Consider the following 19,468-nt stretch of genomic DNA (forward strand, 5'->3'; position numbering starts at 1 on the left):
GCCGCCTCGCTGCGGTGCTCCATTGCCGCGCCGTGCGCGGCCCCTTCCGCGCTCCGGCGCGTACCTGCAATCCGACGTAAGGAACCCGCGTGTCCACTGCTGCAACCGGCTCGCCCACGACGCAGGCGGCGCCACCCGACCCTCGCCGCTGGTGGGCGCTCGCCGTCATCGCCCTCGCCCAGCTCATGGTCGTGCTCGACGGCACGATCGTGAACATCGCGCTGCCCGACGCGCAGCGCGAGCTCGGCATCTCCGACGTCGACCGGCAGTGGGTCGTCACGGCGTACGCCCTGGCCTTCGGCGGCCTGCTGCTCCTCGGCGGGCGCATCGCCGACTACTGGGGCCGCAAGCGCACCTTCGTCGTCGGCATGGCGGGCTTCGCGATCGCGTCCGCAGTCGGCGGCCTCGCGCAGACCGGCTTCGAGCTGTACGCGGCCCGCGCCCTGCAGGGCGTCTTCGGCGCGCTGCTGGCCCCCGCGTCGCTCGCGCTGCTGACCGTCACGTTCACCGAGGGCAGGGAGCGGGCGAAGGCGTTCGGCGTCTACGGCGCCATCGCCGGCGGTGGCGCGGCCATCGGCCTCGTCCTCGGCGGAGTCCTCACCGAGTACGCCGACTGGCGCTGGTGCCTGCTCGTCAACATCCCCGTCGCCGCCATCGCGGTGGCCGCGGCCATTCCGCTGGTGTCCGAGAGCAAGGCCCACGGCGACACCCGCTACGACGTCCCCGGCGCGGTCGTCGTGACCGCCGGCCTCGTCGCCCTGGTCTACGGCTTTACCAAGGCCGGCGAGGAGGCGTACGGCTGGAGCTCGGCGGTCTCGCTCGGCTTCATCGCGGCCGGCGTCGTCCTGCTCGCGGTCTTCGTCGTCATCGAGAAGCGCAGCAACCACCCGCTGCTGCCGCTGCGGATCCCGTTGCACCCCTCGCGCGGCGGCACCTACATCGCCTCGCTGCTCGCGGGCGCCGGCCTGCTCGGCGCGCTGCTCTTCCTGACCTTCTACTTCCAGATCGTCCTGGGCTACAGCCCGATCAAGTCCGGCATCGCCTCGCTCCCGCTGACCGCGGCCGTGCTCGCGACCGCCGGCTTCGCGACCGCGATGATGACGCGTACGGGACCGAAGCCGCTCATGGCCGCCGGCGGCCTCGTCGCCGCGTCCGGCATGGCCGTGCTGTCCCAGATCGGCGTCGAGAGCGCGTACGCCACGCACGTCCTGCCGGGGCTCGTCCTCATCGGCATCGGGCTCGGCCTGCTGTTCGTGCCGCTGTCCAACGTCGCCCTGGTCGGAGTGGAGGAGCACGACGCGGGCGCCGCGAGCGCGCTCATCAACGCCACGCAGCAGGTCGGCGGCGCGGTCGGCACGGCGCTGCTGAGCTCGTTCTACTCCAGCTCGGTCACGAGCTACCTGGAGAGCCACGCGCCCAGCCCCGCGCTGCAGTTCGAGGCGTTCGTGCACGGATACAGCACGGCGTTCTGGTGGGGCGCCGCGATCCTCGCGCTGGCTGCCGCCGTCGTCCTGGCGCTGGTGCGGGTGACGAAGGAGGAGCTGCCGACGGACGCGGTCGTCCACGTCGGCTGAGCCGGGCTCGGCAGGCCCCCGGGAGCAGCTGCGCTGCCCCGGGGGCGATGCCGGGCTGCCACGGGGGAGGCCGCCCGGCACCGCACCACACGCTCCGACGGGGGTGCGAAGCGCGTAGGAGCAGTGAAGCACTAACCGGCGCCGAGGTCAGCCCTCCGAACGCCCCTTGTCCAGTGGTGCTGCCGGACCAGCCGAGATGGCGCGCCGGTCCGGGCGCAGGATCGTGCCCGGCAGGTCCTTCACGGTCTCCCGCCCCGCGTTCGCGAACACGACCGCGAGATAGGGCAGTGCCACCGCGCCGGCGACGAACGCCCACCGCAGCCAGCCGTCCGTGACGACCGCGAGCAGGAAGCAGACGGTCCGGATGCCCATGGAGATGGCGTAGCGCCGTGCCCGGCCGCCCTGGTCCTCCTGGAGCCCGCGCGCCGCACCGGTGATCTGATAGACCGGCTGGGTCCGCCGGCTGCCGCCTGCCACGCCGTCAACGCTACGTCCGCTCTGCCCGGATGGCACGCCGGGAGCCGCGCCCGCCTGCCCGCGAAGCCCGCGCTGCCGGTAGGGTCCCGGGCGCACAGGGGGAGCCGCGGCGGCGCGAGGCCGGCGGCTCGAGCACAGGCGGCCACCCTCCGCCACAGGTCGACGAAGGAGTGCGATGAGCCGGTCCGTGCTGGTCACCGGGGGCAACCGCGGGATCGGGCTGTCGGTCGTGCACGCCTTCGCCGCGGCCGGTGACAACGTCACGGCCACGTACCGCTCCGGGGAGCCGCCGGCCGGCGCGCCGGACGGCGTGACCTGGGTCCGGGCCGATGTGACGAACAGCGCGGACGTCGACGCCGCCTTCGCCGCCGCGGAGCAGGCCGCCGGCCCGGTCGAGGTGGCCGTCGCCAACGCCGGCGTGACGCGCGACCAGTTGGTGATGCGCATGCCGGACGAGGACTTCAGCGACGTGCTCGACACCAACCTCACCGGCGCGTTCCGCGTCGCGCGCCGGGCCACGAAGGGCATGCTCCGGCTGCGCCGCGGGCGCATCGTGCTGGTGGGCTCGGTCGTGGCGCTCACCGGCAGCGCCGGGCAGGTCAACTACGCCGCGTCCAAGGCCGGGCTCGTCGGCCTCGCCCGCTCGCTGGCCCGCGAGGTGGGCTCGCGCGGCATCACCGTCAACGTGGTGGCCCCGGGGTTCGTCGAGACCGACATGACCGCCGTGCTCAGCGAGGCGCGCAAGGCCGAGATCCTCGGCTCGGTGCCGCTCGGCCGGCTGGCGACGCCCGAGGAGGTCGCCGGCGTGGTCGGGTTCCTCGCCGGGCCCGCGGGCGCGTACGTCACCGGCGCGGTGCTGCCGGTCGACGGCGGCCTGGGCATGGGCCACTGACGGGCGACTCGACGGGCCACTGTCGGGCCATCGACGGGCCACCGACACCACACGAACAGAAGGAGCGATCGCAGTGGGAATCCTCGAGGGCAAGCGCCTTCTCGTCACGGGCGTGCTGGTCGAGAGCTCGATCGCCTTCTCGGCCGCGCGCATCGCGCAGGAGGAGGGCGCCGAGGTCGTCCTCTCCTCCTTCGGCAAGGCGCTGCGCCTCACCTCGGCCATCGCCAAGCGGCTGCCGAAGCCCGCGCCGGTCCTCGAGCTCGACGTGACCGACACGGCGCACCTGGACTCGCTGGCGGACCGGCTGCGCGAGCACGTCGACGGGCTGGACGGGGTCGTGCACGCGATCGCCTTCGCGCCGCAGTCCGCCCTCGGCGGCCGCTTCCTCGAGACGCCGTGGGAGGACGTGGCGACGGCCGTGCACACGTCGGCGTACTCGCTGAAGTCGCTCACGATGGCCTGCAAGCCCCTCTTCGGCGACCGGGCCTCCGTCGTCGGGCTCGACTTCGACGCCACGGTCGCCTGGCCGCAGTACGACTGGATGGGCGTTGCCAAGGCGGCCTTCGAGTCGACCGCGCGCTACCTCGCCCGCGACCTCGGCAAGCAGGGCGTACGCGTCAACCTGGTCTCCGCCGGGCCGCTGGGCACCACCGCGGCCAAGCACATCCCCGGCTTCGACCAGCTGACCGGGGTGTGGAACGACCGGGCGCCGCTCGGCTGGAACGTCGAGGACATGGACCCCGCCGCCCGCGCGATCGTGGCGCTGCTCTCGGACTGGTTCCCCGCGACGACGGGCGAGATCGTGCACGTCGACGGGGGGGTGCACGCCGTCGGCGCCTGATCCACCCGCGGTCGGCGCACGGCGGCGCGGATGGCAGGCTGAGCGCATGCCCACCCTCGTCGTCGTGCGCCACGCCAAGGCCGACAGCCCGATCGCCACCGACGACTTCGCGCGGCCCCTCCTGCCGCGCGGTCGTGAGGACGCGAAGGCGGCCGGGCGGTGGCTGCACGAGACGGTCGGCAAGCCCGGCCTCATCGTCACCTCGCCGGCACGCCGCACCGCCGAGACGGTCGAGGGGCTCATCGCCGTGCACGGGGACGACGTCCCCTCCATCGTCTACGAGGAGAGCCTCTACGAGGCCTCGCTCGGCGACATGCTCCGGCTCGTGCGGGGCCTCGACGACGACGCGGACCTCACCTTCGTCGTCGGGCACAATCCCTCGGTGAGCGAGCTGGTCAGCGAGCTGACCGGGCAGCCGGCCCAGCTGCGCACCGCGGGCATCGCGGTGATCGAGGTGCCGTCCGCGTGGGCGGACACGCCCTCGTTCTCGTGCCGGCTGGTGACGGCGGCGACGCCGCGCGCCGAGGGCTGATCGATCGCCCGCGGCGCAGTTCACGTCTCGCGCTTCGGTGAAGCGCTCTGCAGGTCAGCGGGCAGGCCGGTAGGAAGCTCAGTAGGCGAACTGCGCGCGCGCGATCTCGGCCGAGACCACGGCGAAGAACTCCCGACGCAGCCGGTTGTGCTCCTCGTCGAGGTCGTAGCGCCGGTAGGCCGCCGCGTCGACGAAGTCCGCCGTGATGACGTAGTCCCAGTTGCCCTCGCGCAGCCCGGCGTCGCGGCCCGCGGCGATCGACAGCATCCCGTCGACCTGCAGCTGGGAGATCCGGGCGAGCCCCTCGTCGAGGAGCGCCGCGTCCGAGCCGAGGTGCACCTTGCCGAGGACGACGTTGCGGATCACGGGCGCTCCTGGGTCAGCACTGCGGGCGGGAGCGGCGCAGCCTAGCCCCTCGCCGCGGCGCTGCCGGCCTCGGCGCCCGGGTCGGCCGCGTCGGCCTCCTCGACCTCCTCGCGCGGGATCCCGAGCAGGTAGAGCACCGCGTCGAGGTACGGCACGGTGACCGCGGTGTCGGCGGCGGCGCGCACGACCGGCTTGGCGTTGAAGGCGACCCCGAGGCCGGCGCGCGCCAGCATGTCGAGGTCGTTGGCGCCGTCACCGATCGCCACGGTCTGGGCCAGCGGCACGTCGCACTCACGGGCGAAGCGCTCGAGCGCCACGGCCTTGCCGGCGCGGTCCACCACGTCGCCGACGATCCGCCCGGTGAGCTTGCCGTCGACGACCTCGAGCGTGTTGGCGGCGGCGAAGTCCAGGCCGAGCTCGGCCGCCAGCGGGTCGACGACCTGGCTGAACCCGCCGCTCACGACCGCGACCCGGTGGTCGAGCCGCTTCAGCGTCCGGACCAGGGTGCGTGCGCCAGGGGTCAGACGGACGGCGGCGCGTACCTCGTCGAAGACCGACTCCGGCAGCCCGGCGAGCAGGGCGACCCGGGCGTGCAGCGAGGCCGCGAAGTCCAGCTCGCCGCGCATCGCGGCCTCGGTGACCTTTGCCACCTCGGCAGCGGCCCCGGCGTGCTCGGCGAGCATCTCGATGACCTCGCCCTGGATGAGCGTGGAGTCCACGTCCATCACCACGAGCCGCTTGCCGCGGCGGTGAAGGCCCACGCGCTGCACGGCGACGTCGACGCCCTGCAGCGCCGCCTCCCGGGCGAGGACCGTGCGTAGCCGCAGCGGGTCCGCGCCGGACACCTCCATCTCGACGGCCGTGACGGGGTAGCGCGCGATGCGCTTGATGCGGTCGATGTTCGCCCCGCTGTCAGCGATGCGCCCGGTGACGGCGGACAAGGCGGCGGGGACGAGCGGCTGCCCGAGGACGGTGACCAGGCTCCGGGTGCCGAGCGCCTCGGGCTCCTCGTCGGCCTCCGCCGAGACGACGGCCTCCATGCCGAGGTCCGCCGCCACCGCCTCGATCGCCGCCGACACGGACGCTGCCTGCGCCGGGCCCGGGGCCTCGAGCAGCGCACCCAGCAGCAGCCGGCCGCGGATCACGACCTGCTCGACGTCGAGCACACCCACGTCTGCGGCCGCGAGGGCGCCGAAGAGGCGGGAGGTCACACCGGGACGGTCCGTGCCGGTGAGGGTGACGAGCAAGGTACGAGGCGCGGGCACGGCCGCAGGCTACCGGCGGTGCCCGCGGGCAAGTGTTGACCGTCCCGCCGAAGCGCGCGTCTGTCGTCTCTCCGCGCTGCCGAGCCCGCTCAGGAACAGGAGGCGGCGCCGGGACGACAGCGGGCCCGGTCCGGCGCCACCACGGTGTCGTCCGACCGCGCCCTCGAACCGCTTCCTGCTGGAGGCGGGCCTGCTGTCGCGCCGCTACGGCGTGACGCGCTGGCCCTTGCCCACGACCACGATGCCGGACTCGGAGACCGTGTAGCCCCGGGCCCGGTCGTACTCGTGGTCGATGCCGAGCTGCGCCCCCGGCGCCACGATCACCCCCTTGTCGAGGATGGCGCGCCGCACGTCCGCGCCGCGCTCGACGACCACGTCGTCCATCACGACCGAGGCCGAGACGTTGGCGCCGCTGCGGACTTGCACTCTCGGGAAGATCACCGAGTCCGAGACGCACGACCCGGAGATGATCGCGCCGGGGGAGACCATCGACCCGCGCGCCTGGCCCTCCTGGCCCTCGTCGCCACGCACGATCTTGGCAGCCGGCATCGGGTCGTAGATCGACAGGATCGGCCAGTCGTAGTTGTACATGTTGAACACCGGGTGGACCGAGATGAGGTCCATGTTGGCGTCGTAGAACGAGTCGAGCGTCCCGACGTCGCGCCAGTAGGCGTGGTCACGCTCGGTCGACCCGGGCACGACGTTCTGGGTGAAGTCGTAGACTTGGGCGTCGCCCTTGTCGACGAACATCGGGACCAGGTTGCCGCCGACGTCGTGCTTGCTCTCCGGCGTCATCGCGTCCCGGGTGACGGCGTCGACGAGCGCCCGGGTGGTGAAGATGTAGTTGCCCATCGAGGCGTAGACCTGGTCGGGGGCGTCCGGCAGCCCGATGGCGTCCTTCGGCTTCTCCCGGAACCGCGAGATGCGCCGTCCGGCGTCCGGCCCCTCGCTCTCGGTCTCGATGACGCCGAACTGGTCCGCCTGCGACAGCGGCTGCCGGACGGCGGCGATCGTGAGCCCGACGCCGGACTCGATGTGCTGCTGGAGCATCTGCCGCGGGTCCATGCGGTAGATGTGGTCGGCCCCGAAGACGATGACGTACTTCGGCCGCTCGTCGTCGATGAGGTTGAGGTTCTGGTAGATCGCGTCCGCGCTGCCCGCGAACCACCGCGGCCCGAGGCGCTGCTGCGCGGGCACCGGCGTCACGTAGTTGCCGAGCAGCGTCGACATGCGCCACGTCTGCGTGATGTGGCGGTCGAGGCTGTGGCTCTTGTACTGCGTCAGCACGACGATCTTGAGGAACCCGCCGTTCACGAGGTTCGACAGGACGAAGTCGATCAGGCGGTAATTGCCCCCGAAGGGCACGGCGGGTTTTGCACGGTCGGCGGTCAGCGGCATCAGCCGCTTGCCTTCCCCGCCGGCCAGCACGATCGCGAGGACGTCAGCCATGATCCGCACGCTACCCCTCCTTGGGTGACCTCAGTCACCTTGCCCCTCTTGCTGTTCGGCGTCGAGGGTCTAACCTCCCTCCCGTGCGCGCTGATCTCCTGACCCGTGAGTACCCGCCCGAGGTCTACGGAGGTGCCGGCGTCCACGTCGAGTACCTCTCCGCCGCCCTGCGCAGAGCGGGGACCGATCTGCGCGTCAGGTGTTTCGGCGCGCCCCGCGACGAGGAGGGCGTCACCGCGTACGACGACTCCTCGGTGCTGCCCGGCGCGAACGCCGCGCTGCGCACGATGGCCGTGGACCTCGCGATCGCGGGCGACTGCGCGGGGACGCAGCTCGTGCACAGCCACACCTGGTACGCCAACTTCGCCGGCCACGTCGCCTCCCTGCTGCACGGCATCCCGCACGTCGCGACGACGCACAGCCTCGAGCCCGACCGGCCGTGGAAGGCCGAGCAGCTCGGCGGCGGCTACGCGCTTTCGTCCTGGTGCGAGAAGACCGCGCTGGAGTCGGCGGCCGCCATCATCTCGGTGAGCGCCGGAATGCGCGAGGACGTGCTGCGGGCCTATCCCGCGCTGGACCCGGACCGCGTCCAGGTCGTTTATAACGGAATCGATACAGAGCTCTACGCCCCCGACCCCGGCACCGACGTCCTCGAGCGGCTCGGGATCTCGCGCGAGCGCCCCTACATCGTTTTTGTCGGGCGCATTACCCGACAGAAGGGGCTTCCGTATCTCCTGCGCGCGGCCGAGCGGCTGGACCGCGACGTCCAGGTCGTCCTGCTCGCCGGCGCACCGGACACCAAGGAGATCGCCGCCGAGGTGGAGACGCTCGTCGGGGAGCTGAAGCGCGAGCGCAGCGGCGTCGTGTGGGTGCAGGAGATGCTGCCCCGCCCGCAGGTCATCCAGGTGCTCACGCACGCGACGGTGTTCGTCTGCCCCTCGATCTACGAGCCCATGGGCATCGTCAACCTCGAGGCGATGGCGTGCGAGACCGCCGTGGTGGCCACCGCGACCGGCGGGATCCCGGAGGTCGTCGCCGACGGCGAGTGCGGGCTGCTGGTGCCCATCGCCCAGGTGGCCGACGGCTCGGGCACGCCCATCGACCCCGCCCAGTTCGTCAGCGACCTCGCCGGCACCATCCAGGGCCTGCTCGACGACCCCGCGCGGGCCGAGGCGATGGGCAAGGCCGGCCGCGAGCGCGCCGTCCAGCACTTCTCGTGGGACTCGATCGCGCAGCGGACGCTGGAGGTCTACCGCTCGGTGCTGTGAGCCCGGGCGGGGGGCGAGGGTCAGCCGGCGGGCTCCAGTGGCGAGTTCACCGCCGCCACGACCGCCCGGCGGCTCGCCTCCGCGAGCCGGTCGAGCGCGGCGCTGCGCAGCCGCATCTGCCCTGCGCTGACGGCCGCGCCGGGCTCCTCGGTCGCGAGCGCGGCGATCGCGGCCACCCGCTGCGCCGTGCCGAGGACGCGCCGGGCGCGCGGGGAGTAGCCGGGGCCGAGGCCGTCCTCCTGGGGCGCGGAGCGCAGCCGCAGGAGGGCTTCCCCGACCTCGGGCCGCCAGCGCGCGACGTCGAGCCGGACCAGCTCCTCCGTGGCCTCGCGCAGCGCCGCCGTCAGCTCGGCCTCGGCCTCGCGCAGCCCGGGCAGCGCGCCGAGGGGGACGGGCCGTACCGGCCGGGCGTGCCAGCGCACCATGGTGCCGCTCGACCCGAGCGCGGCCACCTCCGGCAGCAGGCCGTACGCCGTGCCGTCCGGGCTGCCCGCGCTGACCACCGCCTCGCCGGCGTCCACGGCTGCCGTGGTGAACTCCGCGGGCCCCCCGAGGCCGCGCGGGTCGCCGGGCACCGGCAACGCGAGCGCCAGCCCTCCGGCCCGCTCGACACGCAGGAGCCCGAGCGCCAGCGCCAGCCCCACCTCGCCGTCCGCGCCCGAGAGGCCGGTCACGACATGCCGCGTGTCGTCGCCGACGACCGCGTCCACGGCGTCGTCCGGGCTGGCGTCGCCGCGCAGGACGGCGCCTCCCCACGCGGCGAGACGGGCGGACCGAGGCAGTTCGAGCACGGCGTCACAGCGTAGGCGCGTCCGCAGGCAGGGCGTCGGGTCCTCCCCGTCAGGGCCGTGGGTAGGGTGCGCGGCGTGACGGACTGGCTGCCCTCTTCCGACGACGCAGGCGCCCGCGGCGCAGGGCCCGACGACGTGCTGCGGCTCTCCGGCGTCACGGTCGTCCGCGGCGGCGCTCCGATCCTGGACGAGGTCGACTGGCGGGTCCGCGAAGGCGAGCGCTGGGTCGTGCTGGGGCCGAACGGCGCGGGCAAGACAACGATGCTGCAGGTGGCGGGCGCGCAGCTGCACCCCACCCGCGGGACGGCGGAGATCCTGGGGGAGACCCTCGGCGCCGTCGACGTCTTCGAGCTGCGCCCACGGATCGGGCTCGCCAGCGCCGCGCTCGCGTCCCGGCTGCCCGCCGACGAGCGTGTGCGCGACGTGGTGCTCACCGCGTCCTACGCGGTGGTCGGCCGGTGGCGCGAGGCGTACGACCCGGTGGACGAGACCCGAGCCCAGGCCCTGCTGTCGGCGATGGGCGCCGCGCACCTGGTCGACCGCCGCTTCGGCACCTTGAGCGAGGGCGAGCGCAAGCGGGTCCAGATCGCCCGCGCCTTGATGAGCGACCCGGAGCTGATGCTCCTCGACGAGCCCGCGGCGGGCCTCGACCTCGGCGGCCGCGAGGAGCTCGTACGCCGGCTGGCCGCGTTGGCGGCCGACCCGGGCGCCCCGGCGCTCGTGCTCGTGACGCACCACGTCGAGGAGGTGCCGCCCGGGTTCACCCATGCGGTCCTGCTGCGCGGCGGCCGCGTCGTGACGGCAGGGCCGGTGGACGAGGTGCTCACCGCCGAGCCGTTGTCCGACGCCTTCGGGCTGCGCCTGCGCGTCGACCACGCCGACGGGCGCTGGAGCGCTCGAGCCGCGGGCTGACCCCTCGCGCCGAGGGCTGTGGACGGCGGGAGGCCAATCCGGCCCGGCGTGCCTACGATGCCCGCATGGGCTGGCTGGAAGACCACGTGTGGGCCGGGTGGCTCGCGCTGGCGCTCGTGCTGGCCGCCGTCGAGACGCTGACCCTCGACCTCGTCGCCCTCATGCTCGCCGTCGGCGCGGCGGCAGGCGCGGTGGCCGCGGCGCTGGGCGCGCCGCCCGTGCTGCAGGCCGTCGTCGCCTGCGTGACCGCACTCGGGATGCTGCTGGCCGTCCGGCCGGTGGCGCTGCGCCATCTGCGCCCGGCCGCGCGGACCCGCACGGGCACGGCGGCGCTCGTGGGACGGCAGGCTGTCGTGCTCGAGCGGACCGACGCGAGCACTGGGCGGGTGAAGCTCGCCGGAGAGGTCTGGTCGGCCCGCACATACCTTCCGGACGTCACGGTCGAGCCCGGCTCGACGGTCGACGTCATCTCCATCGACGGCGCGACCGCCGTCGTCCTACCGACAGGTCAGTGAGGGCATGATCGGCTGGATCGTCGTCGGGGTGCTGGCGCTCTTCGTGCTGCTGGTGCTCTTCCGTTCCGTGCGCATCGTTCCGCAGGCGCGCGCGGGCGTCGTCGAGCGGCTGGGGCGCTACCACCGCACCCTCGAGCCCGGGCTCGCCCTGATCGTGCCGTTCTTCGACCGGGTGCGTCCGCTCATCGACCTGCGCGAGCAGGTGGTCTCCTTCCCGCCGCAGCCCGTCATCACGGAGGACAACCTCGTGGTGGGCATCGACACGGTGCTCTACTTCTCCGTGACGGACCCGAAGGCCGCGACCTACGAGATCGCCAACTACATCCAGGGCGTGGAGCAGCTGACCGTCACCACCCTGCGCAACGTCGTCGGCGGGCTCAACCTCGAGGAGACGCTCACCTCGCGCGACCAGATCAACGGCCAGCTCCGCGGCGTCCTCGACGAGGCGACGGGGCGCTGGGGGATCCGGGTCAACCGGGTGGAGCTGAAGAGCATCGACCCGCCCGGCAGCATCCAGGACTCCATGGAGAAGCAGATGCGCGCCGAGCGTGACCGTCGCGCCGCGATCCTGCAGGCCGAGGGGCAGAAGCAGGCGGCCATCCTCACCGCGGAGGGCGCGAAGCAGTCGGCGGTGCTGCGGGCGGAGGGAGAGGCGCAGGCCGCGGTGCTGCGCGCGCAGGGTGAGGCCCGCGCCATCGGCCAGGTCTTCGAGGCGATCCACGCCGGCGACCCCGACGAGAAGCTGCTCGCCTACCAGTACCTCCAGGTGCTGCCGAAGATCGCCGAGGGCAACGCCAACAAGGTCTGGATCGTGCCGAGCGAGCTGGGCGAGGCGCTCAAGGGCATCGGCGGGATGCTCGGGCGGCAACCGGGCGGCGACGCCCGCTGACCTGCCGCGGCTCCCCGGAGGCCGGAGCCGTCGACCGGCCAGCTCGACCGTCGCCCGTCACCGTGCCTGCAAGTGCGGGGGACCTGTCTGCCCGAAAGCTTCTGGTACGTCCGGCGCTGCCTTACTAACGTGCTGTGCCCCGGTCTAGCGAGGAGCCGTGAGGCACATGCCCCGAAGCACGCCGTCCTTCCGAGCCGGGCGCGCGGGGAGGGCGTCTCGCCTGACCGGGCTGGTGCTGGCCGTCGCTGCCTCCGCCGTGCTCCCCTCGGCCCCGACGCTGGCCGCTGCCGCTCCCGTCGCCCACCACCCAGCGGCCAGCGGGCTCGGCTGGCGGGTCACGGCCACGGCCACCGGTGGCTCAGCGGTCACGCTCGACGTCGGGCGCCTTCCGGTGCGGGACGCGCTGCCCTGGCTGGTGGTCGACGGCCGGCCGGTAGGCCCGGCTGTCCTCTCCGACGACGGGCGGCGGCTCTCGGCGGTGACAGATCGCCGGCTCGTCGGCGTGCAGGACGTGGAGCTCGCGTGGAGCGGGTCGGCGTCGGCGCCGTCCTCGTCCGCGCTGCCGTCGTCGGCGCCGCTGTCGTCGGCACGGCAGCCCTCGCCCGGAGGCCCCGGCGGCTCGCCGGGGGCTGGCACGGCGGCGGCCCGGACGAGTGCGGCTGTCGCGGCCGACGGAGTCTCCACGCGCGACTACGACCTCGGCGACGAGGCGCTCCCGCTCAGCTCCCTGGGCGGAGCCCGCGTCGAGCTGCGCGGCCGGGCGTACTGGCCAGAAGGCCTGCCGGGCCGGCGCCACCCGGTCGTCGTCCTGCTGCACGGGCGGCACGAGCCGTGCTACGTCACGGACCCCGAGCACGTGCCCGAGCCGGTGCCGTTGCCGGAGTGGCCGTGCCCGGACGGGTGGTCGCCGGTGCCCAGCTACGGCGGGTACGACGACATCGGCAACGCTCTCGCCGCGGCGGGCCACGTCGTCGTCTCCGTGAGCGCGAACGCCGTCAACGCGCTGGACCACCGCGAGCCCGACGCGGGCGCTCAGGCGCGCGCCGACCTGGTGCTGGCCACCCTCGACCTGCTCGCGCGCTGGGACAAGAAGGGCGACGACCCGCTGGACGGGGTGCTCGACGGGGAGCTGGACCTGCACACTGTCGGGCTGCTCGGCCACTCCCGTGGCGGTGAGGGAGTGGTGCTCGCTGCCCTCGCGAACGCCACCCGGGCCACGCCGTACGGGATCCGGGCCGTGCTCCCGCTGGCGCCGACCGACTTCCTGCGGCTCACCCTGCCGGGCACGGCGATGAGCGTGCTGCTGCCGTACTGCGACGGAGACGTCCTCGACCTGCAGGGCGCTCACCTCGTCGACGACACGAGGTACGCCGTCACGGGCGACCGCGCGCCACGGTCGGCGCTGCTCGTGCACGGCGCCAACCACAACTTCTTCAACACCGAGTGGACCCCGGGACTGTCGGCTGCGCCGTCGATCGACGACTGGGAGTTCGCCGACATCGACAACGACGACCCGACGTGCGGCGCCGCGGCCCCGACCAGGCTGGCCGCCGCGGAGCAGCGGGCGGTGGGCGCCGGGTACGCGGAGGCGTTCTTCCGGCTGCACCTCGCCGACGAGCGCTCGTTCCTGCCGTACTTCGACGGCTCCGCCGCCCGCCCGGCCGGCATCGGCCGAGCCGTGGTCGACGTCGCGGCCGCTCAGCAGCCCGCGGACGAGCGGCTCGACCTCGCCCGCTTCGACGAGTCCGTGGCCCCGGCCGTCCTGTCCGGCGCCGTGACAGGCGAGATCTGCGGTGGGGCTTTGGCTCCGGGCATCGAGGAGCCGCCCGGGACGGGCACGCACCCGCTGCCGCCGTGCACGACGCGCACCCCGACGTACGTCCTGCCGGACTGGGGGCCGTCGGCCATCGCCCTCGGGCGGCCGGCCAGCCCTGCCCTGCACTTGCGCTGGAGCGGCCACGGCTCCGTGCGGGTGCCCTTGTCGGGCCCCGCCCGACGGGCCGACAGGTACGACGCGCTCGTCCTGCGGGCGGCGCCCGGCGAGACGGCCACCGCGCCCGTCCCGCTCGTCCTGCGGCTCACCGACACGCGCGGGCGGACGACGGACCTCCCGGTCCCCGCGCTCAGCCCCGCGCTGACGCCGCTGCCCGGCGAGCCTCCGACAGGGGAACTCGACTTCCCCATCCTCCCGAAGCTGATGCTGCGCCAGGTCCACGTCTCGCTCGACGAGGTGCGCGGAGTCGACCTGCACCGGCTCGCGGCCGTCGAGATCCTGACACCAGACGGGACGGGGGAGGCGTACATCGCTGATCTCGCCTTCGCCTCACCAGACGAGGGCAGGCCAGCCCCCACGACCCTGCCGCAGGTCTCCGTCGGAGACGTCACCGAGGCCGAAGGCGACTCCGGGACACGCACCCTGCAGGTCCCGGTGCGGCTCTCCCGCCCCTCCTCCGTGCCGGTCTCGATGTGGGTGGACGCCTACCGGCCCCTCACGGGCGAGCTCGCCTTCTCCGGCGCCGTCGACATCGCGCCCGGGACGGCCGCGACGAACGTGCCGATCGAGGTGACCGGCAACACCGTCGACGACGGGGGCTTCCAGGAGATCGTGGTCGTCGCGAGCGGCGTCGAGGAGGCCGCCGTCGCGGACCCGCTCGGCCTCGTCCGGCTCGTCGACGAGGAGCCCCCGCCATTGCTGACCGTGTCGGGGTTCGCGGAGGCCGTCGAGCCGCCCCTCGGCCTGCCGGACGAGCCGATGCCGGTCGCGTACCTCGCCTTCCCGGCCCATCTGTCGGCCCCGAGCGGCCTTCCCGTCGAGGTCTCCGCGCGGGCGGCAGGCGGCACCGCGACCGAGTGGTACGACTACGCCCCCATCGCGTTCCTCGACGTGCCCGCGGGTGAGACCGAGGGCTCGCTGCTCGTGCCCGTCTTCGGGGACGAGGAGGTGGAGCCGGACGAGTCCGTGCTCCTGGAGCTGCTCGAGGGGGAGTCGTACGTCCTGGACGGCCCGGCCTCGTTGTTCGGGGTCATCCGCGACGCCGGCTGACGGTCACGCGACGGGGCGCCCGAGCCCTTCCACGACCTCGGCGCCCGGCAGGGCGGCGAGGGCGGCGCCCGGGAGCCAGAGCTTGGAACCACGTATCCCGCTTCCGACGACGACCCGCGGTGCGGCGGCGACGGCGGCATCGACGTAGAGCGCCCATCCCGCGGGCAGGCCGACCGGGGTGATGCCGCCGTACTCCATGCCGGTCAGGGAGACCGCCGTCTCCATCGGGGCGAACGACGCCTTGCGCACCCCGAGCCGGCGGCGGACGACGTTGTTGACGTCGGCCCGCGTCGTCGCGAGGACCATGCAGGCGGCGAAGCGCTCCTCGCCCTCGCGCTTGCCGGTGACGACGACGCAGTTGGCCGACTCGTCGAGGCCCACGCCGTAGCGCTCGCAGAACTCCGCGGTGTCCGCCGCGGTCGCGTCGATCTCGGCCACCTCGACGTCGTCGACGGGCGTCGATGCGGGCCAGGCGGCGATCGCCGCCGCCACCGGGGCGGCGAGCAGGTCCGTGCGCTCACGGGCGGGGAAGAAGGTCAACGCGTCTGCCACCCGCACATTCTCCTGGGTACGCTGCGCAGCCGGTCCGGAGGAAGGTGCGCCATGCGCGATCGGTCGGCCGGGCTGCCGCCCGGGTCGGTCCCGCCCCGCACGCCCCGCCCGCAGCCGGCACCCGTCTGCGCCAGCGCCCGCATCGCCCGGCTCCGCCGGGAGCTCGAGGACGACCCTCATGCCGTGCAGCGTCTGTGGGACGAGGCCGAGGCGGCCGGCACTCCGTTGCTCGAGCCCGCGGGCAGCCCGGACGAGTGCGTCGCCACGTTCCTCTGGCGGGGCGAAGCGGGACGCGTGCTGCTGCTGGCGAACAAGCTCACCGACCGCAGCCACCTCGAGCGCAGCCTGATGGAGCGGGTGCCCGGGACCGACGTGTGGCACCTGTCCTACCGGCTGCCGACCCGGTGGCGGGGCAGCTACGTCTTCGCACCCGGCCCGGCGGGCGACACGGCCGCGCTGCGCGAGCTGGCGTCCCGCGCGGGCCTGCCCGACCCATACAACTGCCGAATCCTGCTTCAGCCCCCGGGTGTGGGTGCCCGCTCGGTGGCCGAGCTCCCGCAGGCCCCGGCGCAGGCATACCTCCGCGCCCGCCCAGGCGTCCCGCGCGGCGAGGTGGTCGAGCACGACGTGCAGGGAGCTGAGCTCGGCTCCCGGCGGGTGTGGGCGTACACCCCGGCAGCCCCTGCGGGGAGCGCGTTGCCCCTCCTGGTCCTGCTCGACGGCGAGATGTGGCTGCACCGGCTCTCGATCGTGCCGACCCTGGACAACCTGATCGCCGACGGAGCGGTCCCACCGCTCGTCGCCGTCATGCCGGAAGCCGGGACCAGAGAAGCCCGCTTCCGAGACCTGTCCTGCTCGGACAGCTTCACCCGCTTCCTCGCCACGGAGCTTGCTCCCTGGGCGTCCGCCTCGCTCGGTGCGACAGAGGACCCGGCGCGCACCGTCGTCGCGGGGCAGAGCCTCGGGGGCCTCGCCGCCGCGTACGCAGCCCTGGAGCACCCGGACAGGCTCGGCGCGGTGCTGGCGCAGTCCGGCTCCTGGTGGTGGCCGAGCGCCAACCCCGACGGCGTTCCGCCCGAAGCGCTCACCCGGCGGGTGCGGGAGCGCGCGTCCGTACCGGTGCGGTTCTACCTCGAGAACGGCACCGACGAGTGGGTCAGCCTCGAGCCGGCCCGGCGACTGCGCGACGCCCTCCGCGGGCGCGGCTACACGGTGGACTACCGGGAGTTCTGCGGCGGGCACGACCAGGCGTGCTGGCGGGGCGGCATCGCGGACGGGCTGACCGCTCTGCTCCGAGGAGCCTGAGCCGGATGAGGTAAGGCATGCCTAACCTTTCGGTTAAGCTGTCGCCTCATGTGGGTCTCGCGATTTCCCCGGCTGCTCGTCGCTGTCACGGGCGCCACCCTCGCCGCCGTCGCCGTCACCGGGTGCTCGACGGGTGACGGCTCCGACAGCGCGTCGGCCGCGTCCTCGGCCGCCGGCACCCGCACGATCACCGACGCCTCCGGCGCCGAGGTGCAGGTGCCGGCCGCGCCGTCCCGCGTGGTCGCACTGAGCGAGCCGACGCTCGACGGCGCCCTCGCGCTCGGCGTGACACCCGTGGGCACCACGAACGGCCGTGGCCAGGGCAGCGTGCCCGCGTACCTCGGCGACCGGGCCGGGGACATTCCCGTCGTCGCCACCATCGGCTCCCCGGACCTGGAGAAGATCGCCGCGCTCCAGCCGGACCTGATCCTCGTGGACGGAACGACGTCCTCGGACGAGTCCGTGATCGGCAAGCTGCGCGGCATCGCCCCGACGGTCTTCGTGAGCGTGAGCGGCCAAGACTGGAAGACCGCCTTCACGGCGCAGGCCGACGCCCTCGGGCGCGCGGCGCAGGGGGAGAAGGTCCTGTCCGACTACGAGGCCCGGGTCGAGCAGATCAAGGGCGCACTGGGCCCGAACGCCGGCGCGACCGTCAGCATCGTGCGCTGGTCGGGCCAGCCGCAGGTGCTGATGAAGGAGCTCCTGCCCGGCAAGGTCGTGGCGGACCTCGGCCTCGCCCGTCCCGCCTCGCAGAACATGGAGGGGCCCGGCCACTCGGTGCCGATCAGCCTGGAGAACCTGCAGGAGATCGACGCCGACTGGGTCTTCTTCGGCACGCTCGGCGGCGGCGGCGCGGGGCCGGGCGGCGGAGCGAGCCAGACGGGCACCGGCGCCGAGGCGAGCGCGAAGGCGCTGGTCCAGGCCGGCCAGTCGCCGGGCTTCACCAGCCTCAAGGCCTACACGGCTCACCGGATCGTGCCGGTGGACGGCTCGGCCTGGATGAGCGCGGGCGGCCCGCTCGCGGCGACGACCATCCTGGACACCGTGCAGCAGACGCTCGCGGCAGGAGCCTGATCCCCGGCGTCCCTCTCCGGTAGCTTCCTGGTCCTGACGTCGTGGGCCCAGGTCAGGGGCTCCGGTGGCGAGACCGGAAGGGGGGGCGGTGGCGGACCCGACGGCGCAGTCGCTGCTGGCCGACCTCGCCCGGCTGGCCGGCGTGCTCGGCCCCGCCGTACGCCCTGTCGACACCGACCGCCTGCTCGCGACCATCACCCGATCGGCGCGCCAGCTGTTCGGCGCCCGGGCCTGCTCGATCGCGCTGCTCACCGAGGACGACAGCGAGCTGGTCTACACGACGGCGTCGGGTGAGGGCGAGGACGACGTGACCGGGATGCGGCTGCCCTCGGGCACGGGCATCGCCGGCTGGGTCGTGATGTCGGGGCAGCCGGTGGCCATCAGCGACCTGGAGTCCGACGCGCGGTTCGCCCGCGACGTCGCCGAGGGCACGGGCTATGTGCCGCGCGCGATGCTCGCCGTCCCCGTCAACGACGGAGACCGCGTGCTCGGGGTCATGACCCTGCTGGACCGTGACGATGGCCGGCCCGGCGCCGAGCAGGACATGGCGCTGCTGGCGGTCTTCGCCGACCAGACCGCGCTCACGCTACGCACGGAGCGGGCGCTCGGCGACCTCGGCCGCACCTTGCTCGCCACTCTCGCCCGCGCCGCCGGCGACGGCACCGACCTCGCCGCGGCCGCGGACCGGGCGGGTGACGAGGTGCCGCCGGTGAGCGCCGACCTCCTCGAGCTGGCCGGGCTCTTCGCCGACCTGCAGCGCATGGGCGAGGCCGAGCACCGCCTCGCGCTGCGCGTCGTTCGCGAGGTGACGGCGTACGCGGCAAGGAGGCGACCACGAGCGGGGCGCTGAGGCCGGCCTGGTCCGAGGCGTTCCTCGCGGACGCGCTCTCGCCGGTGCGGGTCCCGGACGTGGGCGTGACCCGGGAGTGGGCCTTCGCCGGTGCCACGGGGCGCGGCGTCGACGTCGCCGTCGTGGACAGCGGCATCGACGCGGCGCACCCGGCCGTGGGCGAGGTCGCCGGCGGTGCCGCCCTGCGCTGGGACCGGGAGCGGCAGGAGATCGAGAGCGTCGAAGGGCCGCACGAGGACCTGTTCGGGCACGGCACCGCGTGCGCGGGGATCATCCGCAAGGCGGCCCCCGAGTGCCGGCTGCTGAGCGTCCGCGTGCTCGGCGAGCGGCTCAGCGGCAAGGGGCTGGTGTTCGCCGAGGGCATCCGGTGGGCGGTCCGGTCGGGCGCGCGCGTGGTGAACCTGAGCATGTCCACCGGCAACGAGGACCTGCACTCGCTGCTCCACGACGTGGCCGACGAGGCGTACTTCGCCGGCACCGTCCTCGTCTGCGCGGTGAACAACGTGCGGGCGGCGAGCTACCCCTCGCAGTACGCCTCCGTCATCTCCGTCGCCGCCAACGACGCGACCGGGCCGTTCGACATCGACTGCAACCCGCACCCACCGGTCGAGTTCGGAGCGCCCGGCATCGACCTCGAAGTGGCCTGGCTGGGAGGCGGGACCATCGTCGCGACCGGCAACTCCTTTGCCGCGCCGCACGTGGCGGGCCTGGTCGCCCGGCTGCTGAGCAAGCATCCCGACCTCGTGCCGGCCGAGGTCAAATCGGTGCTGCGCGCGGTCTCCCGCAATGCGCTGCCTGTGTCAGCGGGATGACGCAGGAAATGTCCGCCAACTGACAGACGCGCGCTCCGCGGCGGAGCAGAGTTCCCCTCAG

19 protein-coding genes are annotated in these 19,468 nt (G+C 74.0%); 13 read left to right on the plus strand and 6 right to left on the minus strand.

Annotation, left to right across the window (positions count from 1 at the left end; all coding sequences use genetic code 11):
- Nucleotides 1–89 precede the first annotated feature (89 nt).
- Complete coding sequence (locus G9H71_RS09915) at nt 90–1,574, plus strand: MFS transporter (RefSeq protein ID WP_166281292.1); 1,485 nt, start codon at nt 90–92, stop codon at nt 1,572–1,574.
- 147 nt (nt 1,575–1,721) lie between these two features.
- On the opposite strand, the gene G9H71_RS25035 is transcribed toward G9H71_RS09915, so the two are convergent.
- Nucleotides 1,722–2,051: a DUF3099 domain-containing protein gene (locus G9H71_RS25035; protein WP_166281294.1), complete on the minus strand. Its 330-nt coding sequence runs from the start codon at nt 2,049–2,051 to the stop codon at nt 1,722–1,724.
- A gap of 175 nt (nt 2,052–2,226) precedes the next feature.
- Between G9H71_RS25035 and fabG the strand changes: the two genes are divergently transcribed.
- From fabG to G9H71_RS09935, 3 genes are all read left to right on the plus strand, one after another.
- On the plus strand, nt 2,227–2,943 hold the full coding sequence (gene fabG / locus G9H71_RS09925; protein ID WP_166281296.1) for a 3-oxoacyl-ACP reductase FabG: 717 nt from the start codon (nt 2,227–2,229) through the stop codon (nt 2,941–2,943).
- 73 nt (nt 2,944–3,016) lie between these two features.
- Nucleotides 3,017–3,784, plus strand: coding sequence for an enoyl-ACP reductase FabI (gene fabI / locus G9H71_RS09930; protein ID WP_166281298.1), 768 nt, complete (start codon nt 3,017–3,019; stop codon nt 3,782–3,784).
- Nucleotides 3,785–3,830: 46 nt separating this feature from the next.
- Nucleotides 3,831–4,316 carry a SixA phosphatase family protein gene (locus tag G9H71_RS09935; protein ID WP_166281300.1) on the plus strand — a complete coding sequence of 162 codons (486 nt, stop codon included), beginning with the start codon at nt 3,831–3,833 and terminating at the stop codon, nt 4,314–4,316.
- Between the two features lie 78 nt (nt 4,317–4,394).
- On the opposite strand, the gene G9H71_RS09940 is transcribed toward G9H71_RS09935, so the two are convergent.
- The 3 genes from G9H71_RS09940 to glgC form a co-directional block, all read right to left on the minus strand.
- Nucleotides 4,395–4,682, minus strand: a complete 288-nt coding sequence (locus G9H71_RS09940) for a Dabb family protein (RefSeq protein ID WP_166281302.1) — start codon at nt 4,680–4,682, stop codon at nt 4,395–4,397.
- Between the two features lie 41 nt (nt 4,683–4,723).
- Nucleotides 4,724–5,947, minus strand: a complete 1,224-nt coding sequence (gene serB, locus G9H71_RS09945) for a phosphoserine phosphatase SerB (RefSeq protein WP_166281304.1) — start codon at nt 5,945–5,947, stop codon at nt 4,724–4,726.
- Nucleotides 5,948–6,151: 204 nt separating this feature from the next.
- Entirely contained in the window at nt 6,152–7,396 is a 1,245-nt protein-coding gene (glgC, locus tag G9H71_RS09950) for a glucose-1-phosphate adenylyltransferase (RefSeq protein ID WP_196791927.1), read from the minus strand.
- Between the two features lie 83 nt (nt 7,397–7,479).
- On the opposite strand from glgC, the gene glgA reads away from it, so the two are divergent.
- Nucleotides 7,480–8,664, plus strand: a complete 1,185-nt coding sequence (gene glgA / locus G9H71_RS09955) for a glycogen synthase (protein WP_166281306.1) — start codon at nt 7,480–7,482, stop codon at nt 8,662–8,664.
- A 20-nt stretch (nt 8,665–8,684) separates the two neighbouring features.
- On the opposite strand, the gene G9H71_RS09960 is transcribed toward glgA, so the two are convergent.
- Nucleotides 8,685–9,455, minus strand: a complete 771-nt coding sequence (locus tag G9H71_RS09960; RefSeq protein ID WP_166281308.1) for a hypothetical protein — start codon at nt 9,453–9,455, stop codon at nt 8,685–8,687.
- A gap of 75 nt (nt 9,456–9,530) precedes the next feature.
- On the opposite strand from G9H71_RS09960, the gene G9H71_RS09965 reads away from it, so the two are divergent.
- The 4 genes from G9H71_RS09965 to G9H71_RS09980 all read left to right on the plus strand — a co-directional run bounded on the left by G9H71_RS09965 (nt 9,531) and on the right by G9H71_RS09980 (nt 14,814).
- Nucleotides 9,531–10,367: an ABC transporter ATP-binding protein gene (locus G9H71_RS09965; protein ID WP_331272883.1), complete on the plus strand. Its 837-nt coding sequence runs from the start codon at nt 9,531–9,533 to the stop codon at nt 10,365–10,367.
- A 65-nt stretch (nt 10,368–10,432) separates the two neighbouring features.
- Nucleotides 10,433–10,882 carry an NfeD family protein gene (locus tag G9H71_RS09970; protein WP_166281310.1) on the plus strand — a complete coding sequence of 150 codons (450 nt, stop codon included), beginning with the start codon at nt 10,433–10,435 and terminating at the stop codon, nt 10,880–10,882.
- 4 nt (nt 10,883–10,886) lie between these two features.
- On the plus strand, nt 10,887–11,771 hold the full coding sequence (locus G9H71_RS09975; protein WP_166281312.1) for an SPFH domain-containing protein: 885 nt from the start codon (nt 10,887–10,889) through the stop codon (nt 11,769–11,771).
- Between the two features lie 166 nt (nt 11,772–11,937).
- Nucleotides 11,938–14,814, plus strand: a complete 2,877-nt coding sequence (locus G9H71_RS09980) for a hypothetical protein (protein WP_166281314.1) — start codon at nt 11,938–11,940, stop codon at nt 14,812–14,814.
- Between the two features lie 3 nt (nt 14,815–14,817).
- On the opposite strand, the gene G9H71_RS09985 is transcribed toward G9H71_RS09980, so the two are convergent.
- The gene (locus G9H71_RS09985; RefSeq protein WP_331272884.1) at nt 14,818–15,366 is read right to left on the minus strand and encodes a YbaK/EbsC family protein; all 549 of its coding nucleotides are present in this window, start codon (nt 15,364–15,366) and stop codon (nt 14,818–14,820) included.
- 51 nt (nt 15,367–15,417) lie between these two features.
- On the opposite strand from G9H71_RS09985, the gene fes reads away from it, so the two are divergent.
- The 4 genes from fes (at nt 15,418) to G9H71_RS10005 (ending at nt 19,407) form a co-directional block, all read left to right on the plus strand.
- Nucleotides 15,418–16,671 (plus strand): enterochelin esterase, encoded by a 1,254-nt coding sequence (fes, locus tag G9H71_RS09990; RefSeq protein ID WP_231134548.1) that lies wholly within the window; start codon nt 15,418–15,420, stop codon nt 16,669–16,671.
- 48 nt (nt 16,672–16,719) lie between these two features.
- Nucleotides 16,720–17,745 carry an ABC transporter substrate-binding protein gene (locus G9H71_RS09995; RefSeq protein WP_166281320.1) on the plus strand — a complete coding sequence of 342 codons (1,026 nt, stop codon included), beginning with the start codon at nt 16,720–16,722 and terminating at the stop codon, nt 17,743–17,745.
- A gap of 88 nt (nt 17,746–17,833) precedes the next feature.
- On the plus strand, nt 17,834–18,595 hold the full coding sequence (locus tag G9H71_RS10000) for a GAF domain-containing protein (RefSeq protein ID WP_166281322.1): 762 nt from the start codon (nt 17,834–17,836) through the stop codon (nt 18,593–18,595).
- 44 nt (nt 18,596–18,639) lie between these two features.
- Nucleotides 18,640–19,407 carry a S8 family serine peptidase gene (locus G9H71_RS10005; protein WP_166281324.1) on the plus strand — a complete coding sequence of 256 codons (768 nt, stop codon included), beginning with the start codon at nt 18,640–18,642 and terminating at the stop codon, nt 19,405–19,407.
- Nucleotides 19,408–19,468 lie beyond the last annotated feature (61 nt).

Source organism: Motilibacter deserti (assembly GCF_011250635.1).
GTDB lineage: Bacteria > Actinomycetota > Actinomycetes > Motilibacterales > Motilibacteraceae > Motilibacter_A > Motilibacter_A deserti.

What these genes read in the sequence shown, in the direction of transcription:
- fabG (WP_166281296.1), top strand. Translation starts at nt 2,227, where the DNA reads ATGAGCCGGTCCGTGCTGGTCACCGGGGGCAACCGCGGGATCGGGCTG.
- G9H71_RS09935 (WP_166281300.1), top strand. Translation starts at nt 3,831, where the DNA reads ATGCCCACCCTCGTCGTCGTGCGCCACGCCAAGGCCGACAGCCCGATC.
- glgC (WP_196791927.1), bottom strand. Translation starts at nt 7,396, where the DNA reads ATGGCTGACGTCCTCGCGATCGTGCTGGCCGGCGGGGAAGGCAAGCGG.
- G9H71_RS09970 (WP_166281310.1), top strand. Translation starts at nt 10,433, where the DNA reads ATGGGCTGGCTGGAAGACCACGTGTGGGCCGGGTGGCTCGCGCTGGCG.
- G9H71_RS09975 (WP_166281312.1), top strand. Translation starts at nt 10,887, where the DNA reads ATGATCGGCTGGATCGTCGTCGGGGTGCTGGCGCTCTTCGTGCTGCTG.
- G9H71_RS09980 (WP_166281314.1), top strand. Translation starts at nt 11,938, where the DNA reads ATGCCCCGAAGCACGCCGTCCTTCCGAGCCGGGCGCGCGGGGAGGGCG.
- fes (WP_231134548.1), top strand. Translation starts at nt 15,418, where the DNA reads ATGCGCGATCGGTCGGCCGGGCTGCCGCCCGGGTCGGTCCCGCCCCGC.
- G9H71_RS09995 (WP_166281320.1), top strand. Translation starts at nt 16,720, where the DNA reads ATGTGGGTCTCGCGATTTCCCCGGCTGCTCGTCGCTGTCACGGGCGCC.